At 57.5% G+C, this 17,760-nt stretch carries 27 protein-coding genes and 1 riboswitch (1 of these 28 cut by a window edge); of the genes, 11 read left to right on the top strand and 16 right to left on the bottom strand.

The window, feature by feature from the left end; translation table 11 throughout:
* Nucleotides 1–54: 54 nt before the first annotated feature.
* From M5D89_RS04180 to M5D89_RS04170, 3 genes are all read right to left on the bottom strand, one after another.
* Entirely contained in the window at nt 55–468 is a 414-nt protein-coding gene (locus M5D89_RS04180; protein ID WP_248884603.1) for a type II toxin-antitoxin system VapC family toxin, read from the bottom strand.
* Nucleotides 468–689: a type II toxin-antitoxin system Phd/YefM family antitoxin gene (locus M5D89_RS04175; RefSeq protein WP_248884602.1), complete on the bottom strand. Its 222-nt coding sequence runs from the start codon at nt 687–689 to the stop codon at nt 468–470. The genes M5D89_RS04180 and M5D89_RS04175 overlap by 1 nt, the downstream gene beginning before the upstream one ends.
* 255 nt (nt 690–944) lie before the next feature.
* Entirely contained in the window at nt 945–1,562 is a 618-nt protein-coding gene (locus M5D89_RS04170; RefSeq protein ID WP_248884601.1) for a class I SAM-dependent methyltransferase, read from the bottom strand.
* 135 nt (nt 1,563–1,697) lie between these two features.
* Here M5D89_RS04170 and M5D89_RS04165 point away from each other — a divergent pair, with 135 nt between their 5' ends.
* The 9 genes from M5D89_RS04165 (at nt 1,698) to M5D89_RS04125 (ending at nt 7,126) form a co-directional block, all read left to right on the top strand.
* Complete coding sequence (locus M5D89_RS04165) at nt 1,698–2,921, top strand: mannosyltransferase family protein (protein WP_248884600.1); 1,224 nt, start codon at nt 1,698–1,700, stop codon at nt 2,919–2,921.
* A gap of 136 nt (nt 2,922–3,057) precedes the next feature.
* Nucleotides 3,058–3,120, top strand: a riboswitch (Fluoride riboswitch).
* 48 nt (nt 3,121–3,168) lie between these two features.
* Nucleotides 3,169–3,591: a hypothetical protein gene (locus M5D89_RS04160; protein ID WP_248884599.1), complete on the top strand. Its 423-nt coding sequence runs from the start codon at nt 3,169–3,171 to the stop codon at nt 3,589–3,591.
* Between the two features lie 18 nt (nt 3,592–3,609).
* Complete coding sequence (gene crcB, locus M5D89_RS04155; protein ID WP_248884598.1) at nt 3,610–3,987, top strand: fluoride efflux transporter CrcB; 378 nt, start codon at nt 3,610–3,612, stop codon at nt 3,985–3,987.
* A 21-nt stretch (nt 3,988–4,008) separates the two neighbouring features.
* Nucleotides 4,009–4,326, top strand: a complete 318-nt coding sequence (locus M5D89_RS04150) for a DUF190 domain-containing protein (protein WP_248884597.1) — start codon at nt 4,009–4,011, stop codon at nt 4,324–4,326.
* Nucleotides 4,323–4,748 carry a HEAT repeat domain-containing protein gene (locus M5D89_RS04145; protein ID WP_248886428.1) on the top strand — a complete coding sequence of 142 codons (426 nt, stop codon included), beginning with the start codon at nt 4,323–4,325 and terminating at the stop codon, nt 4,746–4,748. The genes M5D89_RS04150 and M5D89_RS04145 overlap by 4 nt, the downstream gene beginning before the upstream one ends.
* A 55-nt stretch (nt 4,749–4,803) precedes the next feature.
* Entirely contained in the window at nt 4,804–6,060 is a 1,257-nt protein-coding gene (locus M5D89_RS04140) for a class I SAM-dependent methyltransferase (protein ID WP_248884596.1), read from the top strand.
* Complete coding sequence (locus M5D89_RS04135; RefSeq protein ID WP_248884595.1) at nt 6,060–6,653, top strand: histidine phosphatase family protein; 594 nt, start codon at nt 6,060–6,062, stop codon at nt 6,651–6,653. The genes M5D89_RS04140 and M5D89_RS04135 overlap by 1 nt, the downstream gene beginning before the upstream one ends.
* 67 nt (nt 6,654–6,720) lie before the next feature.
* Nucleotides 6,721–6,915, top strand: coding sequence for a hypothetical protein (locus M5D89_RS04130; protein WP_248884594.1), 195 nt, complete (start codon nt 6,721–6,723; stop codon nt 6,913–6,915).
* Between the two features lie 10 nt (nt 6,916–6,925).
* A complete protein-coding gene (locus M5D89_RS04125) occupies nt 6,926–7,126 on the top strand; it encodes a hypothetical protein (RefSeq protein ID WP_248884593.1) in 201 nt (66 codons plus the stop codon).
* Nucleotides 7,127–7,156: 30 nt separating this feature from the next.
* On the opposite strand, the gene M5D89_RS04120 is transcribed toward M5D89_RS04125, so the two are convergent.
* From M5D89_RS04120 to M5D89_RS04100, 5 genes are all read right to left on the bottom strand, one after another.
* A complete protein-coding gene (locus tag M5D89_RS04120) occupies nt 7,157–7,627 on the bottom strand; it encodes a hypothetical protein (protein WP_248884592.1) in 471 nt (156 codons plus the stop codon).
* A 48-nt stretch (nt 7,628–7,675) separates the two neighbouring features.
* Nucleotides 7,676–9,271, bottom strand: a complete 1,596-nt coding sequence (gene tnpC / locus M5D89_RS04115; protein WP_248884013.1) for an IS66 family transposase — start codon at nt 9,269–9,271, stop codon at nt 7,676–7,678.
* Nucleotides 9,272–9,321: 50 nt separating this feature from the next.
* On the bottom strand, nt 9,322–9,675 hold the full coding sequence (gene tnpB, locus M5D89_RS04110; RefSeq protein ID WP_248884014.1) for an IS66 family insertion sequence element accessory protein TnpB: 354 nt from the start codon (nt 9,673–9,675) through the stop codon (nt 9,322–9,324).
* A 3-nt stretch (nt 9,676–9,678) separates the two neighbouring features.
* Complete coding sequence (tnpA, locus tag M5D89_RS04105) at nt 9,679–10,008, bottom strand: IS66 family insertion sequence element accessory protein TnpA (protein ID WP_248884015.1); 330 nt, start codon at nt 10,006–10,008, stop codon at nt 9,679–9,681.
* Between the two features lie 69 nt (nt 10,009–10,077).
* Nucleotides 10,078–10,473, bottom strand: a complete 396-nt coding sequence (locus M5D89_RS04100; protein ID WP_248884591.1) for a hypothetical protein — start codon at nt 10,471–10,473, stop codon at nt 10,078–10,080.
* Between the two features lie 113 nt (nt 10,474–10,586).
* Between M5D89_RS04100 and M5D89_RS04095 the strand changes: the two genes are divergently transcribed.
* Nucleotides 10,587–11,261 (top strand): cupin domain-containing protein, encoded by a 675-nt coding sequence (locus M5D89_RS04095; RefSeq protein WP_248884590.1) that lies wholly within the window; start codon nt 10,587–10,589, stop codon nt 11,259–11,261.
* Complete coding sequence (locus tag M5D89_RS04085; protein ID WP_283102949.1) at nt 11,254–12,378, top strand: flavin monoamine oxidase family protein; 1,125 nt, start codon at nt 11,254–11,256, stop codon at nt 12,376–12,378. Before M5D89_RS04095 ends, M5D89_RS04085 begins: the two co-directional genes overlap by 8 nt.
* A gap of 361 nt (nt 12,379–12,739) precedes the next feature.
* Here the strand turns inward: M5D89_RS04085 and M5D89_RS04080 are convergent, their stop codons facing one another.
* The 8 genes from M5D89_RS04080 to M5D89_RS04045 all read right to left on the bottom strand — a co-directional run.
* Nucleotides 12,740–13,693, bottom strand: coding sequence for a caspase family protein (locus tag M5D89_RS04080; RefSeq protein WP_248884589.1), 954 nt, complete (start codon nt 13,691–13,693; stop codon nt 12,740–12,742).
* A gap of 7 nt (nt 13,694–13,700) precedes the next feature.
* Complete coding sequence (locus M5D89_RS04075) at nt 13,701–14,117, bottom strand: TIR domain-containing protein (protein WP_248884588.1); 417 nt, start codon at nt 14,115–14,117, stop codon at nt 13,701–13,703.
* A 53-nt stretch (nt 14,118–14,170) separates the two neighbouring features.
* Entirely contained in the window at nt 14,171–14,440 is a 270-nt protein-coding gene (locus tag M5D89_RS04070) for a DUF6953 family protein (protein WP_248884587.1), read from the bottom strand.
* A complete protein-coding gene (locus tag M5D89_RS04065; protein ID WP_248884586.1) occupies nt 14,437–14,631 on the bottom strand; it encodes a YodC family protein in 195 nt (64 codons plus the stop codon). Before M5D89_RS04065 ends, M5D89_RS04070 begins: the two co-directional genes overlap by 4 nt.
* 444 nt (nt 14,632–15,075) lie before the next feature.
* The gene (gene speE, locus M5D89_RS04060) at nt 15,076–15,921 is read right to left on the bottom strand and encodes a polyamine aminopropyltransferase (RefSeq protein ID WP_248884585.1); all 846 of its coding nucleotides are present in this window, start codon (nt 15,919–15,921) and stop codon (nt 15,076–15,078) included.
* Between the two features lie 65 nt (nt 15,922–15,986).
* Nucleotides 15,987–16,526, bottom strand: coding sequence for a tetratricopeptide repeat protein (locus M5D89_RS04055; protein ID WP_248884584.1), 540 nt, complete (start codon nt 16,524–16,526; stop codon nt 15,987–15,989).
* A complete protein-coding gene (tsaD, locus tag M5D89_RS04050; protein ID WP_248884583.1) occupies nt 16,523–17,524 on the bottom strand; it encodes a tRNA (adenosine(37)-N6)-threonylcarbamoyltransferase complex transferase subunit TsaD in 1,002 nt (333 codons plus the stop codon). The genes M5D89_RS04055 and tsaD overlap by 4 nt, the downstream gene beginning before the upstream one ends.
* A protein-coding gene (locus tag M5D89_RS04045; RefSeq protein WP_248884582.1) for a ferritin-like domain-containing protein crosses the window boundary here: on the bottom strand, nt 17,517–17,760 show its end. Its footprint extends 566 nt past the window's final position; only the last 244 of its 810 coding nucleotides appear in the window; the start codon falls outside the window, past its right edge — the gene reads right to left on this strand; its stop codon occupies nt 17,517–17,519. Before M5D89_RS04045 ends, tsaD begins: the two co-directional genes overlap by 8 nt.

The raw sequence follows: 17,760 nt of genomic DNA, 5'->3' as shown, positions 1-17,760 counted from the left end.
GGCCGCCCTCCAGACACAAGGTAGCGAAGGCGAGGTGGTGGCGCGATTTGCGCCTCACAACGGCACCACTCGCAGACCGAAGACCTCGGCGGCACGGCATTGGCCGACATCGGCCGAGATGAACACTTCGGCAGTGCAGGCGAGGGCAGCGCCCAGGTGGATGGCGTCCATACCGCGCAGCGTGTGCTTTTCCAAAGCCTTGACGGCGTGCTGGATGACCTGGGGCGTGGTATCGCAGATCAGCGCATCGGCGATGTCGAGCATCAGGGCGCGCTTGATTTCCTGGTATTGCGCGTCCGTCAAGCGTCCTTCCCGCTGCAGGCGACAGAAGGCCGAGATCAGTTCAGGTACCGCGATGATCGACAGCGCCAGCTCACTGGCCCGTTCGCACCACGCCAGAACGTCAGCGGTGCCAGTTTCGTCGATGTAGCGCTTGGCTAAGGCCGATGAGTCGAAATAGACGCGCATCAGTCTCCGCGCTCGTCAAGGATGAGCCGGCTGATCTCCCTGCCGCCGATGGCCAGCGGGCGCGCCGGACGCTGCTTCCAGGAGGGCAGTTGCGCCGGGATGGGGTGAATTTCGGCAATAGGCTTGCCATTGCGCAACACGCGCACAGTCTGCCCGGCCTCGACCAGATCGAACCAGGCCTTGGCGTGGTTGCGTAATTCGGTAAAGGTGGTTTCAGGCATGAATGTACTCCCGTCAGATTAAATTATGTACATCAAAGTGTACATTACAGGGCGTCCGGCAACAACACGTAGACGCCCTGTCCTTCGCGTACTACTTACCCAATCTTTGACGCCATCCCCACGAGCAACGCAGCCTGGCACTCTGGCATGGCCCAGTGCTGCGCATCCACGCCGCCGCGGGCATCCTCTTGCTGGGTTTGGGCTGGTTACGGTTCCCGCTGTTTTTGGGGAGTGGCTGAGTCTGCCGCTATTACTCTACTCTAGCCGCTGAAAAACGGCGAAGAGAAAGCGCTGTTCCTTGCCGGCAGGGGTGATGTGGGTTTGCCGCTCGTGCTGCAGTAGGTGAAACTGCGGACCGAGTTCGGCGGCAAGCTGATCGGCGTTGTAACGCATAACCGGCAGGCCGCTACACTGGGTGGGACCATCATCGGCAAAAGTTGCGATGATGGCTCGACCATCCGGACGCAAGGCCTGTAGCAAGCGCTGCACATAGCGCTGGCGATCTTGCTGATCAGTGAGAAAGTGGAACACCGCGCGGTCGTGCCAGAGTGCAAAATGCTGCGGCGGCAGTTCCACCTGCAGAATGTCACCGGCTAGCCAATGCACGCGTTTGGCGTCTTCGCCAAGCCGCTTACGCGCAATCGCCAGCGCCGTCGCAGAAATATCCAGGACGCTAACATCCTCATAGCTCCGCAGCAAAAGCTCATCAACCAGGTGCGAGGCGCCACCCCCCACGTCGATGATGGGGTCTACCGGCGCCAACGACAACTGCTCGACCAGGCACAGTGAGGTCTCTGCATGCGGCTGAAACCAGCTCATGGCGGTATCGGCCTTGTGGCTATAAACCTCTTCCCAATGGGATTTACTTTGCATTGGTGTACCCCTCGTGGCATTTCCTTCACCTACCCCAGGCGGGCGGATATACATAGCGTAGCGCATGGGCAATTGTCCCGCCTCACTGCCAGCGCTACCATGCCAGCGGTCCTTTTGGGGAGACAGGCTCGGACATTGGCCCAGTCAAATAACCTGGTGGTGAAAAAAAGCCCGCGCTTTGCGGCAACAGAAGGGATCAGCCCGGTCTTGCGACGCGCTTTGCTGGCGGCGCTGGTGATCTGGTTTGGCATCTTTTGCGGCTACTATTTTTTTAGCCGTGGGCTCGATCTTGTGCCAGGTCCCTTGGGCGCGAGCTTAGTCAACTGGGATGCCAAATGGTATCTGGATATCGCCCGTCACGGCTACAGTTACCAGGCACACTCCCCCGTCGGACAAAATATTGTCTTTTTCCCACTCTATCCCTTTCTCCTGGCTACGCTGGGTCAGATTTTTCCCCTGCCCTTGGCGCCCCTGGGGATTTTGCTCGCTGCTGCGACGGGAATTCTTTCCCTCTTTCTTTTCCATCGCTTCGCACGCGAGGCCCTGGGGCCGGTAGGCGCGGATTGGGCAAGCTGGGCCTACGCGCTGTATCCGGCGGCGTTTTTCTTCGCCAGTGACTACCCTACGAGTCTCATGAATGCCCTCGCTTTGCTCGCCCTCATCCATTGGCGACGCGGCGAGCAGGGCAAAAGCGCTTTCTGGCTGGGGATCGGGAGCGCCAGCGGCCCCTTGATGGCTTTTTTTGCCTTTGCCCTGTGGCTACTGCTGGCCGTGGAACGTTGGCGAGATCGACACTGGCGCGGCCTTGGCGAATCGTTGTTGCTGGGCATCCTGGCCTGTAGCGGCCTACTGGCCTTCATCGTCTATCAATATCTGGCGCTGCATGCGCCCCTGGCCTTCATCCATGGACATGCATCCTACCTGGGCGAATTGTCCCCCGGCCAAAAGCTGCTGCATATCCTCCAGCTCTACCCCTTTTGGGGAGCGGATTACACCCCAATGTGGCAGGCCCTGGCCGGACAGGTCACGGTGCTGAACCCGGCGCGCTCTGTGTATTTTCTGCTGAATGCCATCACCTTGGCCATCAATCTGCTGGCGTTGCTGTTGTTCCTCTGGCGCCGCGAGTGGGCCTGGGCATGGCTGACGCTGGTGCTGGTCATTGCCTACCTGTGGTTTCAGGGTGCGTCGCAGGGTCCAGTTTCTTCGTACCGGCTCTTGTATCTCAATCTTCCGCTCTTCCTCCTGGCCGGACGATTGCTGCTTTGGCGTCGGCAGGCCGGTTATGTCGCGCTAGGCTTCAGCGCAGTAGCGCTATTCTTGCAGTCGGCATTTTTTGTTTCTGGACACTGGGCCTTTTGATTCCATACGGAACGAATCATAAGCAAAGCATATAGATTGCTAACTCCCTGATGTTTGATGCACTCCCTGGGTGCGGTGCTGCGGCGCCGTAAATTTCGCAAGATTTCCGTTGACACAAACGCCGCGCTCTCCTAGCCTAAAAAAAGGCGATGAAGTCCGCCTGGAACCGCCCCTTGTGGCTAATGACTTCTACCCACCCCCGCGCTGGCGGGGCAGGTAGATTGTTTTGCGAAAGCAGGGGGGAGGTATGGTCAAAAACATCGTATTGCAGGTGTCCCGGGCCCTGACGGCTGCCATTGCCTTGGCGACCATGATTAAACGGCGGCGGGTGCCGGTCTGGGGCCGCGGGCTGCGCCAGATTCCTGCGGAAAATGCCGTGACTTCCTTGGCCGTCACCAACGCCCTGCGGGTCTCTTGCCCCTTTGTCTACCGACCGGAAAATCGCCTGGAGCGATCCCATAGCGGGCGCGAGTATTTTGTCCGCGAACTGCATTTCAATGACAGCGAGGTACCGGTTTTTGGTCCTTGGCTCTTTCGCCCTGCAGTACGTATTGTGCAATTCCTCAGCGATCGTATTGGTTTGGTACTACAGAATGGCTCTCTGAATGTCTATTTGGGCTATATTGGGATGCTGCTGATCGTTATCTTTGCGAGTGTTTTCTATATTTGAAGCAGGAGACTTCTTATCATGTACGCCACCTTCGGATTCATAGCGATTTTTGCCGTTCTTGGTGCCTGGGCACGCTATGGCCAAACCCTTCTCGTCCAGTCCGTCTTTGGCCGCGATTTTCCCTGGGCCACCCTGAGCATCAACGTGATGGGCTGTTTTATTATGGGATTTCTGTTCTTCGAGACCCTGGAGCGCATCTCCATTAACCCGGAACTACGCACCGGCATGCTGACGGGGGGCTTGGGGGCGTACACCACCTTCTCTACCTTTTCTCTGGAGACCTTGGTGCTCTTTGAAAATGGGGAATCAGCAAAAGCACTGATCTACATGTTCGCATCGTTGTTTCTGTGTGTGGCAGCGACATTTGCCGGGGGTTGGATTTCGCGCAGTATCTGAACCATTTTTGTGAGGTGAAACATGACGACGGTATCGGTGGTACGGATTTATATCAAGGAAGGGGATAAACACGACGGGCATAATTTGATGGAAGAAATCTTCCGTATGCTCCATGACCAATACAAGGTGCATGGGGTAACGGCCTTCCGTGGCATTGCGGGCTTTGGTAGCAAGGGCACAGTGCACGCAGATGACATCTTGCGCCTGAATGTCCATCTGCCCCTGGTGCTGGAGTTCTTTGACGAGCCCGAGACCGTGGACGCCGTCATGCCCCATCTGCAGGAATTGGTGCCTGTCAATCACATCCTACGCTGGGAAGCGGATTGCGGTTGTCCGTGAATCACCACTATTGCCCCCTCTGCTATGCCGAGATCCCCATCGGCAGCGTGCGCTGTCCGGCCTGTGGCCGCGACATTGAGGCATGGGAGCGCAATACGCCCTATTTCGACCGCTTGGTCTGGGCCTTGCGCAATCCCCATCCCGAGGTTCGCATGGGGGCCATCCTGAGCCTGCAGAACCAGCACAACCCGGCCGCTGCCCTGCCTCTGGCGGAATGCGCACTGCAGTCCGCGGTGGATGTGGTGCAGGGTCTGGCGGTGGTGGAGGCCCTGGCCCATCTCCCCGACGACAGCGATCGGCAACAAGCCCTGAAACGTCTGAGGGATCATCCCACACATGCCGTGCGCGAAGCCGCTCGGCAGATACTGGCACGCGGCCCCATCCCATCCCATCCCATCCCATCCCATCAGGACAAGAACTAAACTGAAAGGACGCAGACAACACACTGGCTTCACGGATTCAAAAAAGGAGAGTTGAGTGGATTTACGCAAGAACTTTCTCGATCACGTCAAAAAAGGCCTGGGCGGACATGAACTCCCCCTGCGGCTTGTTTTTTGGGATGGCCACGCCTATGACTTCGCTGACAACCCCATCGTCACCATGCATCTCAAGTCGGCCAAGGTGGTGACCAGCCTGCTTATGGGGAGCGCCCTGGACGTGCTGGGCGAGGGCTATGTAGAGGGCGACATCGATATCGAGGGACGTTACCAAGACATCCTGGCGGTCGCCGAAGGTCTCAGTAACGCCTTTCCCAGTAAAAAAAGTTCCAAGACCGGGATCATCCGCAAGGCCCTGCACAGCAAGAACAAAGACAAAGAGGCGATCCACTACCACTACGACGTCTCCAATGATTTTTACCAACTCTGGCTGGATCGCAACTTGGTCTATTCCTGCGGCTACTTCAAGACGGGAGAAGAAGACATCGACACGGCCCAGGAGCAAAAGCTCGACCACATCTGCCGCAAGCTCCATCTGCGGCCGGGCGAAAAGCTCCTCGACATCGGCTGCGGCTGGGGCGGGCTGTTGAGCTGGGCGGCCCGGCATTACGGCATCCAGGGCGTGGGCGTGACCCTGAGTGAAGAACAGTTCGCCTTTGCTCAGGCACGCATGGAGCGCGAGGGTCTGGCCGACAAGGTGGAGATTCGCCTGCAGGATTATCGCGACATTCCCGAGCGGGAGCATTTCGACAAGGTCAGCTCCGTTGGCATGTTCGAGCATGTGGGGCGGGCCAAGCTGCCGGAGTATTTCGATGTCATCCAGCGCGTGCTGAAGGAGGGGGGTTGGGTCATGAATCATGGCATCACCGCTGCATCCAAAGACGACGATGGAGATCATCACTCGGGCAGCGATTTCATCGACAAATACGTCTTCCCCGATGGGGAGATTCCCCATCTCTGGCGCGTGGTGCGGGACATGGCTGGAGCCAATCTGGAAGTCCTGGATGTGGAGAACCTGCGCCCGCACTATGCCCAGACCCTGATCCATTGGGTACGTCGTCTTGAAGCGCGCAAGGCTGAGGCCCTGACCCTGGTCAGCGACAAGACCTATCGCATCTGGGCCATCTATATGGCGGGCTGCGCCTACGGCTTCTGGCGCAACTGGTCAGCGCTGCACCAAGTGCTGGCGGTCAAGCAGAGCGGCGAGGAGCTGACCCCCCGCCCCTGGGAACGGCGGTATCAGTACGTTGACAACGATCCATTCCGTTTAGCCGAACCCGACTGGGGGGAGGTCTGATGGCACAGCAGATACAATCCATTACCCTCGTGCGCCACGGCACGACCGAGTGGGCCGCCTCCGGGCGGCACACCTCCATTACCGATATCGACCTCACCGCTCAGGGGCGGGAAGAAGCCAAGGCCCTGTGGCAATATTTTGAGCGTGGCAAACACCATTTTGACGGCATCTATTCCAGCCCGCTGCGTCGCGCCCATCACACCGCCGTCCTGGCCGGATTCGCGCCCCAAATCCACGACGGTCTGCACGAGTGGCGCTATGGTCGTTACGAGGGCAAGACCACGCCAGAAATCCATCAGGAAGATCCCCAATGGACCATCTTCCGCTGTGGCGCCCCCGAGGGAGAAAGTCGGGAACAGATTCAAGCCCGTTGCCAGCAGGTTCTGCACGATTGGAGAACTGCTGGCCACGAGCACATCCTCTGCTTTGCCCATGGGCATATCCTGCGCGCGCTGGCCTGCTGCTGGCTGGGCCTGGGTCTGGATTTTGGAGACCATTTGCATCTGGATGCAGCGAGTATTTCCCGTCTAGGCTGGGAACATACCAGTCCGGCGATTACCTTGTGGAATCAGCGGCTCGATACGCGCATGTAGCACGCGTCATCAGTACCCGAAAATTGAACTATACTTAAAGTAGATTAGGCAAATTGGAGGGTGAATAATGAAACTGGTGGATTCTCCAAAAGAGACCATTCGTATTGAATTCCAGAAGAAAGATCTGAACAAGATTGTGGAACCGATCATCAAACATGCCGAGAACTTTTCTTCGGTGCCGCTGGATATGGCATACCTTCTGGGCGAGCAGGATTACCGTATTGATGACCATTTCCAACAACCCAAAGGCGTATTTGATTGAGGAGGGGAAGATGAAGATCGTAAGCGAAGATGCCGAGAGCACCGTCTTGGAAATGCGCATGGACGAAGCGCGCGAAGTTGCTGCAGAACTCGACAAGAACGCCAAAATCGTCGGTGCGGCAGGGGCAGAACTGCGTAAGCTCCTACCCGAAAGCGCCGAGTCTCCCTCGGGAGCAACCCGCTACGAGTATAGCGGTGCGCACGACCTCTAGCCCCCCAACGTAAGCGGACTAACCTACGGCTCAGCGCACCCCTAAAATCCAACCCTCGAAGGGGGCATCTTGCGCTTCCTCTGGGCTGAGGACGGGGTGGAAGTAGTCCGCCAAATCGCCTTGCTGATCAAATAAACGCAGGGACTCCGCCACGGCATACGCATCCTGCTGATCCGGGCTGCGTCCCTCGCGCGAATAACGGCCACTCCACAGGGAAGGGTAGCATTCTGCTACCACATGGGTTGCCGGCGGTGGCGTCCAACCATCAAAGGGCCACCAATGCACAGTCGCACCCAGCACCGTGCGCAACTGCGCCAGCCAAGGCAGGCCGGCATGGGTGGACTTGGCCACGGAACCCGGCACATCAAAATGAAAAACCGACTTCGCGCGAGCACGCAGCTCGCAGTGACGGCGCCAGCGGGCGTTACCGACGCGCAATTGTCCAGCGGCACCACGCCGTAACCGGTCTCTCAGCGGCGTTCTTCCCCCCTCCATTGGCATGAGGCAGGATGGCTTATTGCCTGGTCGGGATTGAGGTGGGCGGTGGAATCAGCGGTGTTGCTGGAAGCGGTGCAGATCGGAGCGCAGGGGTGCCTGGGCAAAGTGCTCTTTCCACAGACGAGGGGTGAGTTGGGCCACGTCCTTGGCCGGATGCTGACCGACCCGCTGCAGGACGTCTACGAGATAATCGTAGGGATCGATCCCCTGCAGGCGGCAGGTACTGAGCAGACTCTGGATGATACCGAGATGCTCTGCACCAAGTTCAGTCCAGCAGAAGAGCCAGTTTTTTCTCCCCAAGGGAATGGGTCGGATCTGGCACTCGATGTGGTTGGTGTCGATGGGCACGTCAGGTTCTTCCAGAAAGACCTGCAGCGGCCCCTTGCGACTGTGGACGTAGGCGAGGGCCTTGGTGAAGGGATTGCTGGGTAGCAAGGCCGTATCCGTCAGCTGCTGTTCGACCCAAGTGAAGAACTGGGCGACCCGGGGGCGGCTATGGGTATAGCGATAGTGCCGCTTGTCCGCACCGCTCAATCCTTGGCTGCGAATCTCATCTTCGACGCGATAGAACGCCCGGATCTGCTCCAGGGCCTCGGCCACCCTTTCCGGGGCGTGGGCCTCGGCACGCACGAACTCCCGTCGGCTGTGGGCCCAGCACTGGGCATGGATCAGCCCCGCGTTTTCTTTCTGGAAGCGGGCATAAGCGGCATAGCCATCGCTCAGGAGCACCGTACCCGGCGCCAAGGGGCCCAAGAGCTCCCGGATGTGGATGGTGCCCCGGCTTTCGGCATAGGGAAAGCAGATCTCCTGGGCATCGCCAAAGACCGGCCAGAAGTACCCTTGGTGCATCTTGCCCTTTTCCCGGCGTCCCGCCTTGATGGGGGTCTCGTCCATAGTCAGCACGCGAGACTGGCGAATGCTCTCAAACTGGGCCGTATAGATGGGGGACAGGAGCAGAATGGACCGTTGCACGAGATCGGTGAGCCAAGAGCGACTGACCCGCAGGCCTTGGGCCACCATCCGCTGATGCTGCCGATAGAGCGGCAAGTGGTACAGGAACTTATCCGTCAGGATTCCCGCCAGCAGGCTGACATCGGCCCGGCTGCCGTCCAGAACCCCCATGGGAGCCGGGGCGGTGTGCAGGGTCTCCGATTCCCGGAGCTTGACCACCGGCCGCTCGTATTTGAGGACGACATAGCTGCCTGGCCGCTGGGCCAGGCGGTAGCTGACCTTGGTATCGATGATCTCGCAGGCGTCGGGATCGAGGCCTGCGATCTCGGGAGCCGGGAGGGTGATGGTTTCGGTAGGTACCCGGCTCTCATCGAAGAAGGGCAGGCTTTCGGCCCGATCTTCCGGCCGTTTGGGCGCGGCGCGAGTATGGGCGGCGACGATACGAAGAGGCGCAGGTGCGACTTCCGCCGGAGAAAACTCCTGACCGAGACTCAGCTGCTCGACCGGAGGCGGAGGGACGCGCCGTTCGCTCTTCTGGCCGAAGAACTGCTGGCGGAACCAATCGAGCTGGCTTTGGAGCCCTTGGATTTGGGCTTCAAATTTCTTGTGGATGGTGGCATTGATCTCGACCTGCAGCTGCCAGGCAGCGAGGGCTTCGGGGTAGTTTCTGGGGGTGGGAGATTCTGCCAAATCCATAGCAGAATCATAACACTAACTGCTTAATATCGCAAGCATTTCAGCGGGTTTCAGGAGAATTTTTCTCCGTTTTGGTGCCGATAACGGCGCCTTTTTTGGACGCCATCGATGCCCTCCAACAGGAGTTTGAGACCGGTCCAGTCGATCTCCGCTTTGGGGGGATGCCGCCACGACCAAAAGCCACCCCGCTCCAGGCGCTTGGCCCAGAGACAGTATCCCGTTCGATCCCAATACAGCACCTTCATCTGGGTCGCCCTGCGATTCACGAAGACGAAGCAATGCCCGGACAGGGGATCCTGGGCGAAGGTCGGATGCACCAAGGCCGAGAGCCCGTCGAAGGACTTACGCATGTCCACCGGCACCCGGCAAAGAAAGACCCGGATGCGTCCTTCCGGAAAGAACATCCCTCAGCCTCGCCGAATCGAGAGGACGCAGCCACCCCCCAGGTCGAGGCGAATCTCCAGGGGCAGCGCCCGCGCTGCAGATGGTGGCACAGCACCCAGGCCCAATTCCACGAAGGCAGGAGCCATCGCCTCCCCATCATCCCCGGGAGCTACCACGCCACCGCTCTCCAGGCGCAGGCGACGCCGCCAATAATAAAACTGCGGCAGGGACAGTCCGTGTTCTGCGCAGAACTGTCGGGCAGAAAGGCCACAAGCCTCGTATTCCTGCATCCGTTGCTGCCAGACCTCCGTCCGGGCCTGAACCTTGCCGCTATCTTCTGGGGTGTTTTCCATGACGCCAATCCTTTACAAGAACGATGGCGCCATGCTGGGCAATGCCTGCTCAGAAGGGAAGAACGCCGGTCAGAGATCGCTTACACCACGCCGCAGGGTCTCTACCCGGACCCCCGGCAGATCGCTGGGCCATACGCCGTGGAAGTCTTGCAAAAACTCCGCCCAGTCCCCTGTCAGCCCCTGCGCCACAAAGTAGCGTCGGGGAAAAGAAAAGGCATGATCTATCCCCACCACGCTGGGGATCTCCGCGCGTAAATACTGTTCCAAAAATACCGCAAGGCCGCGCCGGGACCAGTACCGGCCTGCCCCCACGGGTAGGCGCTCCCAGGCCGGCGCGTTACCCACCGCCTCATAGACCCTCAGGCCCGGCAACGCCGCCTCGGGGGTACTGGCACCAGAGTAGTCAATTCCTAAATACCGTTGAAATTGCGGCACGATCTGTCCTTCTCCCTGGCGGCTTTTCATCCGCCCTTCCGTCGAGCAACGATCCTACCGGCCCAACGCCGGGTGTCGAGCATTGCGCTCCCACGCTGGCCTTTTGTACCCTGCAGTCTCTCAAGATCCTGCAGGAGCCCGCGATGCGCATCCGTGCCGACTTCCACCAACGGGTCACGGTGACCCCCGATCAGCATGTCTGGCAGCCCTCGCCCCAGGCCGGAGTAGAGCGCGTGATGCTAGATCGCATCGGCGCCGAGCAGGCGCGGGCCACGAGCCTGGTGCGCTATGCGCCCCAATCAACGTTTCCGCCGCACCAGCATCCCCTGGGCGAAGAGATCCTAGTCTTGGAGGGAACGTTATCAGAGGCCGGGCAGGACTACGGGGCTGGCTGGTATCTGCGCAATCCCCCGGGCTCCGCCCACCAGCCGAGCAGTCTGGATGGGGCCTTGCTCTTCGTCAAACTGCGGCAGATGCCCGCAACCGAGACCCAGCCCGTGCGCATCAATACCCGCCAAGCGGAACACTGGCGCGCGGGCACGAATCGCCGTGTCTGCCCCCTCTTCGCCAGCGCGGGCGAGCAGGTCAGCGTGCAAGAGTTGGAGGCCGGTGCGGTGTTGTTTCCCGACCCCATACCCGGCGCCGAATGGCTGCTGCTGCACGGCACGCTGACGGAAGGCGAGAGCTGCTACCGCCAGGGAAGCTGGATGCGACTTCCTGCCGGTCACTATCCCGGCCTACGCGCCGGAAGCGACGGCGCGCGCTGCTATGTCAAGGTCGGTGCCCTACCCGTTGGGGAAGCCCCCGTCCATGGGTGATGCAAAGATTGCGATTATTGGCGCGGGCCTTAGCGGCCTCGTCGCCGCCTGGCAGTTGGACCAACAAGGTCGCAAGGATTGGCGACTGTTCGAGGCCCGCGATCGCATCGGCGGGCGCATTCTCTCGCCCGAGGTTTTATCTCCCACACGGGAACATCCGCAAGCCCAGCCGGCTAACCGTTTGGACCTGGGACCTTCATGGTTTTGGCCCGAATTTCAGCCCCAGCTTGCGCAATTGGTGCAGGCATTGGGGCTGCAGGCATACCCCCAGTACGCCAGCGGAGACCTCCTATTGGAACGCTCCAGTACGGCACCGGCGCAGCGCTTTCCCAATATGCCCCAGGTGCCCGAGTCCATGCGCCTGCTGGGGGGCATGGCGGCTCTGACCGAAGCCCTGCAGGCGCGTATTGGCACCGATCGCCTGCAACTGCGCACCCCCATCTCGCGCCTGACCCTGGATAGTCGTCATGCCAAGATTCGCTTGGAAGCGCTGGACGCCAGAGGCGCAAGCGTCGTCATCGCCGAGGTGGACCAGGTCCTGCTCGCCATACCCCCGCGACTGATCGCAGACACCCTACAGTTTCAACCCGACTTGCCTCCCGCTTTGCAGGCTACCTGGCATCAGACCGAGACCTGGATGGCACCCCATGCCAAATATTTCGCGGTATACGCCGAACCCTTCTGGCGTGCCCAGGGCCTCTCAGGGGAGGCACGCAGCGCCGTCGGCCCCCTCAATGAGATCCATGACGCCAGCATCCCCGATGGACCTGCCGCGCTCTTTGGCTTTTTTGCCCTACCGGCCGCGACACGCGCCGCCCTGTCAGAGTCAGAACTCCGCGCCCTTTGTCGCGCTCAACTCGCACGCCTTTTTGGAGCGAAGGCCCAAAGCCCTCTCCAGGAGCTCTATCAGGACTGGGCTCAGGAAACCTTCACGGCCACCAGCACAGATAGGAGCGCATCCGGAGAACACCCCAATCCGGCCCCTATGATGGTAGATACCGGACTCTGGCAACACCGCCTCTTGGCCCTCGCCAGCGAGTGTTCGCCCAGTACCCCAGGATACCTCGCAGGCGCCGTAGAGGCCGCGTTATTGGCGGTTCAGCCTGCTCTCTCGTAACCAGACTGCCGCGATTTGGTCATGCTCAGACGCCTTCATTACCCGATCGTTCCGTAACTGCGAACAATGGTTGGCTCAACGGACTTTAACGTCATCAGCCATTATGAAGACCCGGAATGTTGTTAACTATTGTTGGACCAGCTATAGGATCAAGCGCATTTTTCACAGAACGGATGATCGACTCCGACGCTTGGCTTCGCCCTAGCAGACTGAGTGGCCGCTACCGACCCCAAGCTGCCATTTGCTTTTACGTGACACGCTGTCGGTTCCAGACCCAACAGCCGCCGTTCAAAGCCAGCCATAAATGGACCCAAAACGCGGAGCGGAGCGTAACTTTTTGGGGTCCACGTTTATGACATTGTCAGATCAATTTCTTTTGCACCAAATTCCAATAATGCGCGCCGAGAACTGTGAGCCTACAGCCAGTTGAATTCATAGCGGCATAGTACATATGTTCTTCGTCAATAGGCTTAACCAGATTAATCCGATTGTACTTTTGGAGGATTGCAAATATTTCCATATTGTCATCATCACAACTATCTGACGTTGGCTCAAAACTGGGATTTAAAGGAAAGCTATAAGTTTGATCTGGGAAGAGTTGATTAATTTTCCTGAGCTCATCAAGCGCTATCGGAGGCTGAACCTCTCTCAAGGATATGAAGCGTTTTACATTAGTTTTAAATATAGGGCGCTGCTCCCAAGGCCCAAGAGATTGGTCAATGTGCGCGTAAACGCTTCCCGGGGTAATATCTCCCACAAGATTTGCGGCGCTTCCATTTAAGGCGTCGACTAAGAGCATGGTAAATACTCCAGAGCCACCAGACTCTATTGAATATTGATCTTTGGCAGAAGCGGTGAGAATTGTTACTCCTTCACTCAGAAAGGACTTGTCTTCTGTGCTTGACGGATTGCCAGCAACTCCAGAATGACAGCAATCTAAAATTATAATTTTGTTTTTTGCTCTTGATCCGTTCGCTATAGTAAGCAATTCATCCATGGAAAAACCATCATCGCCATCAGAACACTCTGACGTAATTAAGTAGCCTCCTGTTGACTCAATATACCCATGCCCCGAGAAGTAGAATAATGCTATATCTGCATCATCTTTAAAAAGCTCAATTACCACATCCTTAAGCTGCCTTCTTTCAATCTTCGATGCTGCGCCAGATGCAACTATTGTATTGACGCCGAAATTCGGTGAACCATCGCCATGTCTTTCAAGCACATTTTTAACCGCGAAAGCGTCGTTAACGCATCCATGCAATTGACTGACATTTTCGTAGTGATCAATCCCGACAACCAGAGCCTTTCTCATAACTCACCTAAATAGAGTAATTACGAATAGCGGCGACAATTGAAGAGCTTTGCCATTTTACTATTGCGTCAGCATTATCTTTGACGATTTTTGAGGTTTTTTCAGATGCCCACGGCTCGACGGCGATCAGTGGCTTTGAAAATACATTCTTTGCTATCTCAATCTCTTTATTGATCCATTTCGAATGGGTACTGTACACGCCTGCGAGCATTACGACACAATTTACAACTTGCATTTGATTTTTTATCGCCTGGTAAAGCGCTTTATCGTTCGGAGCATTATGAATTGGGTCGTTCTTCGGAACAGAGTAGTCAACCCAATGGAAGTTTGGATACTCATTGAAAAATTTGACCAGTTTGTCATACGCATCACCGTATGCCCATGAATGACTAATGAACAGTTTATATGTTTTCAATTGAGGCACAGCCATCTCCTTTTTGATCTAACTTTGAGTTATGCATATCGCCCACAATTTCCCTAAGGCTGTTGACGACCGGGTAAGTCGTAGCTTTCGCGCTTACGCCAAAGACGTTGGCCCCGCTCCCAAATTGCGCTGTCTCCCGTTTGCTTTTTGAATTCTTTTAGCACGGCTTGGTCGATTGCCAGGTTCCCGTTGTCGTTGATATACGTGAATGAATCTCCAAATCGAGATGCAATCTCGCTGGCAGCGACATCTTGATAAAGGAAACCGTCCTTTTCTACGGTTTCCTTCATCCATATGGCCACTTCCAAAGCGGAGAAACTCACTTCTTTTCTTCCTCAACTGGAACCAGCATGTCTTCGTAAAAGTTTGATGATTCCGATTTTGCCCCCGCAAACCACTTGCATTGGACCGTTTTAGATTCTCGCCCCGCTGCTATTCCCACGTAGTTGCTGACGGTCATATTCGGGCCGCCAGACTTGAGTTTGACTATATCGCCCGATTTGAATTTCTCCATTCGTTTTCTCCGATGTTTTCTCAGGTGGCCGACCTGACGCGGTGTTTATATTTGAGACGCATAACAGTAAATATAGAGACCGATGGGTCCGGACAGTCTTTAATATAGAGACCTGCGATAACAGATACTAACCAGATGATTCTTCATCGCTTTATCATTCCTCCGTCTCTATATGTATGTATGAAAACAAGGACACGATGCTGACGCCAACCAACCTTAAGGGTAACGACTGTTTCCCGCTGCAGTCCTGCCGTCCAACAGCTTGATATGGAAGAATCTTGAACGGCCGAATGTGGCCGATACCGGCAGGGCAGACACTGGCTGTCGCAGCCTGAACAGCCATGACCTAGGCTGAATGCCATCTCTGGATCTCCAAAGAGCTCAACCACTTTTTGAAAATTGCCGAAAAGGTAACAGACACGCCTTCCCTCAAAGGGGGCATTGTCATTTCTCGACTGAATGCAAAAACGCTGGCGCAACCATTGCCGCCGCCTGCATGTCGGCATGATAGTACTGCAAGCCAGCCATCTGTTCGGCATCCTTGCGGCGGAAGGCGTCGCGCTCGATCCCCTTACGTGCCAGGGTGGCACTCCACCAGCCGGAAGGATACGCAAACTGCGGGAAGAAGAGGGTATCTACCGAGTCAAAGCCCGCGGCATGCATTCTTCGCTGACAGCCGCAAATTAGATCGGCATGCAGCAAAGGCGACTCCGACTGCGCCACGAGCACCCCTTTGTCCGCCAAAGCGGCGTGGCATGTCGCGTAAAATTCCGCACCAAACAAACCGGCGGCAGGGCCCACGGGGTCAGTGGAGTCGACAATGATCACATCATAACTGCCGGGCTTTGCATTCTTGACCCAAGCGATCCCATCCTGAAAATGAAAACGTGCACGGGGATCGTCATTCCGCTCACACAGCAGCGGAAAAAATCGCTCGGCCACACGAGTCACGCGCTCATCCAGCTCTACCTGCTCAGCGGCTTCCACTTCCGGATGGCGCAGGACTTCGCGCAGGGTACCGCAATCGCCACCACCAATGATGAGCACGCGCTTGGGGTCCGGGTGCATGAACAAGGCGGGATGGGTCATCATCTCGTGATAGAGAAAGTTGTCACGGTCTGTGAGCATGACCAAACCATCCAGCGTCATTAAGGTACCAAAGTGCTCCGTCTCAAAGATTTCGATGGTCTGATAGGGACTTTGCTCGCGATGCAGCACTTCGCTGATCTTCAGGCTTAGGGCTGCGCCATGTTCTTCATAGCGCTCGGTATACCAGAGTTCGGTGCTCATGAACGTCCTCATCATCAGGAAAGGGGCAAGGCAAGTATAGCGGAAGGAGCCCGCTCCGGCTCAACTCAGTCGTCGATGCCCCAGGCCTCTTGGCGCTCGCGAATCCACTCGGCCAACTCTTTGGCAGGATGGAAAATCGGCAAGAGCCGATGCGCCTCTTCCGCAGCCTGCCGCGCGCGGCGCAATTGCCCATGGTGTAGGTAATAGCGCGCGAGATTCATATGGGCCAGGTGCTGCCGATCGAAATGCTTGCTGCGCAGGGCCTTGCGAATTGGAAACAGCGCATCCTCGACGCGCCCGCTTTCCATGAGATATTCCCCCAGATCATTCCACGCGACACCCCATTCAGGGTCGAGGGCGATAGCCTTGCGGCAGGCCGCAATCGCCCCATGAACATCGCCCGACTCTGCCAAGGCCCAAGCGTAGAAGGTCCAATACAAGGGCAGATCATTCCGGGCGTCCAATGCCTTGCGAAAGGACTGGACCGCTTCAGAAAAATGGCCTGTTTGCTGCCAATCGAGCCCCTCGGCAAAATCCGCATTGCGTTCTGCTTCCTCCAGAATTTGCTCATCCAGGGAAAAAGGCGGTTCTTGGACGGTTTTCATAACTCCTCCAACGGCCAACGCGCGCGTGTTCGGCAGGGTAGCAGGGCCGGCATTGCCTTTGGCAGACGCATGGCACCGGCAAGCGCGATCATCGCCGCGTTATCCGTAGCATGACGCAAGCTGGGAAAATGAACCTGCGCTTGTCCCCCGACACCTTCCTGCAAACGTTGCCGAAGCAGGCGGTTGGCACTCACTCCGCCCGCCACGATGAGCTGCGAAAAGCCTGTTTGCCGCAGCGCCCTTCGACACTTTTCCAGTAGGGTATCGACAATGGCCTGCTGAAAGCTCGCGGCGAGATCGGCACGCCCTTGTGCGTCGCCTGCCTCTAGGCGCTCAACTTGTAAACGAAAGGCCGTTTTCAGACCGCTGAAACTCAAACCCAGGCCGGGTCGGTCGAGCATGGGCCGCGGCAGAGAGAAACGGCACGGGTCGCCCTGCTCAGCAAGGGCGGCCAAGGCCGGTCCACCAGGATAAGGCAAACCAAGGATCTTGGCGGCCTTGTCAAATGCCTCGCCAGCCGCATCGTCCAATGTATCGCCAAGCAGTTCGTACTCTCCCAGGGCATGGATGGCAATGAATTGGCTGTGCCCACCAGAGACAAGCAACGCCACGGCGGGAAGGGGAAGTTCTCCTTCAAGAAGGGGGGCAAGGAGATGTCCTTCCAAGTGATGGACGGGGATCAGTGGCACTTGCCAGGCATAGGCCAAGGCACGGGCAAAGCTCACGCCAACCAACAACGCACCAATGAGCCCAGGACCCGCAGTGACGGCTACCGCATCGGCGCAATGCAATCCGCTGCGCCTTTGTAATTCCTCCCAAAGCATGGGTAAGCGTCGCACATGATCCCGTGCCGCAAGCTCGGGCACGACTCCACCATAGGGCGCATGGATTTCCGTCTGACTGAACAGGACTTCGGCACGCAACCCGACACCTTTCTCGTACAAAGCCAATCCGGTCTCGTCGCAGGAGCTTTCTACCCCGAGGATCAATTCAGCCATGCAGCGCCGCCCCCTGCGCGCGTTGCCGTAAGCGATCCAATTCCAGGGGCGAAAACCCGGCGGCAAGGCGCGCCGCTTCCGCAAATTCGCCCCCCGGTCGCCCGCGATAATGGAGATCGAGTAGCGTAAAGAAGTACGAGTCCGGATCCAGGCCGCGGGCCTGACAGAGCCAGCGAAACCAATAAGACCCTACAGCAACATGACCTATCTCTTCCTGTTCAATCGTCGCCAGGACC

The organism is Acidithiobacillus acidisediminis (assembly GCF_023277115.1).
Lineage (GTDB): Bacteria > Pseudomonadota > Gammaproteobacteria > Acidithiobacillales > Acidithiobacillaceae > Igneacidithiobacillus > Igneacidithiobacillus acidisediminis.
The sequence above is the reverse complement of the archived record's forward strand: the minus strand, read 5'-3'. Positions and strand labels throughout refer to the sequence as shown.

What these genes read in the sequence shown, in the direction of transcription:
- M5D89_RS04175 (WP_248884602.1), bottom strand. Translation starts at nt 689, where the DNA reads ATGCCTGAAACCACCTTTACCGAATTACGCAACCACGCCAAGGCCTGG.
- M5D89_RS04100 (WP_248884591.1), bottom strand. Translation starts at nt 10,473, where the DNA reads ATGAAAAGCCGCCAGGGAGAAGGACAGATCGTGCCGCAATTTCAACGG.
- M5D89_RS04085 (WP_283102949.1), top strand. Translation starts at nt 11,254, where the DNA reads ATGGGTGATGCAAAGATTGCGATTATTGGCGCGGGCCTTAGCGGCCTC.
- M5D89_RS04065 (WP_248884586.1), bottom strand. Translation starts at nt 14,631, where the DNA reads ATGGAGAAATTCAAATCGGGCGATATAGTCAAACTCAAGTCTGGCGGC.
- M5D89_RS04160 (WP_248884599.1), top strand. Translation starts at nt 3,169, where the DNA reads ATGGTCAAAAACATCGTATTGCAGGTGTCCCGGGCCCTGACGGCTGCC.
- M5D89_RS04180 (WP_248884603.1), bottom strand. Translation starts at nt 468, where the DNA reads ATGCGCGTCTATTTCGACTCATCGGCCTTAGCCAAGCGCTACATCGAC.
- M5D89_RS04130 (WP_248884594.1), top strand. Translation starts at nt 6,721, where the DNA reads ATGAAACTGGTGGATTCTCCAAAAGAGACCATTCGTATTGAATTCCAG.
- tnpC (WP_248884013.1), bottom strand. Translation starts at nt 9,271, where the DNA reads ATGGATTTGGCAGAATCTCCCACCCCCAGAAACTACCCCGAAGCCCTC.
- M5D89_RS04150 (WP_248884597.1), top strand. Translation starts at nt 4,009, where the DNA reads ATGACGACGGTATCGGTGGTACGGATTTATATCAAGGAAGGGGATAAA.
- M5D89_RS04095 (WP_248884590.1), top strand. Translation starts at nt 10,587, where the DNA reads ATGCGCATCCGTGCCGACTTCCACCAACGGGTCACGGTGACCCCCGAT.
- M5D89_RS04125 (WP_248884593.1), top strand. Translation starts at nt 6,926, where the DNA reads ATGAAGATCGTAAGCGAAGATGCCGAGAGCACCGTCTTGGAAATGCGC.
- M5D89_RS04055 (WP_248884584.1), bottom strand. Translation starts at nt 16,526, where the DNA reads ATGAAAACCGTCCAAGAACCGCCTTTTTCCCTGGATGAGCAAATTCTG.
- M5D89_RS04120 (WP_248884592.1), bottom strand. Translation starts at nt 7,627, where the DNA reads ATGCCAATGGAGGGGGGAAGAACGCCGCTGAGAGACCGGTTACGGCGT.
- crcB (WP_248884598.1), top strand. Translation starts at nt 3,610, where the DNA reads ATGTACGCCACCTTCGGATTCATAGCGATTTTTGCCGTTCTTGGTGCC.
- M5D89_RS04135 (WP_248884595.1), top strand. Translation starts at nt 6,060, where the DNA reads ATGGCACAGCAGATACAATCCATTACCCTCGTGCGCCACGGCACGACC.
- M5D89_RS04080 (WP_248884589.1), bottom strand. Translation starts at nt 13,693, where the DNA reads ATGAGAAAGGCTCTGGTTGTCGGGATTGATCACTACGAAAATGTCAGT.
- tnpA (WP_248884015.1), bottom strand. Translation starts at nt 10,008, where the DNA reads ATGGAAAACACCCCAGAAGATAGCGGCAAGGTTCAGGCCCGGACGGAG.
- M5D89_RS04170 (WP_248884601.1), bottom strand. Translation starts at nt 1,562, where the DNA reads ATGCAAAGTAAATCCCATTGGGAAGAGGTTTATAGCCACAAGGCCGAT.
- tsaD (WP_248884583.1), bottom strand. Translation starts at nt 17,524, where the DNA reads ATGGCTGAATTGATCCTCGGGGTAGAAAGCTCCTGCGACGAGACCGGA.
- speE (WP_248884585.1), bottom strand. Translation starts at nt 15,921, where the DNA reads ATGAGCACCGAACTCTGGTATACCGAGCGCTATGAAGAACATGGCGCA.
- tnpB (WP_248884014.1), bottom strand. Translation starts at nt 9,675, where the DNA reads ATGTTCTTTCCGGAAGGACGCATCCGGGTCTTTCTTTGCCGGGTGCCG.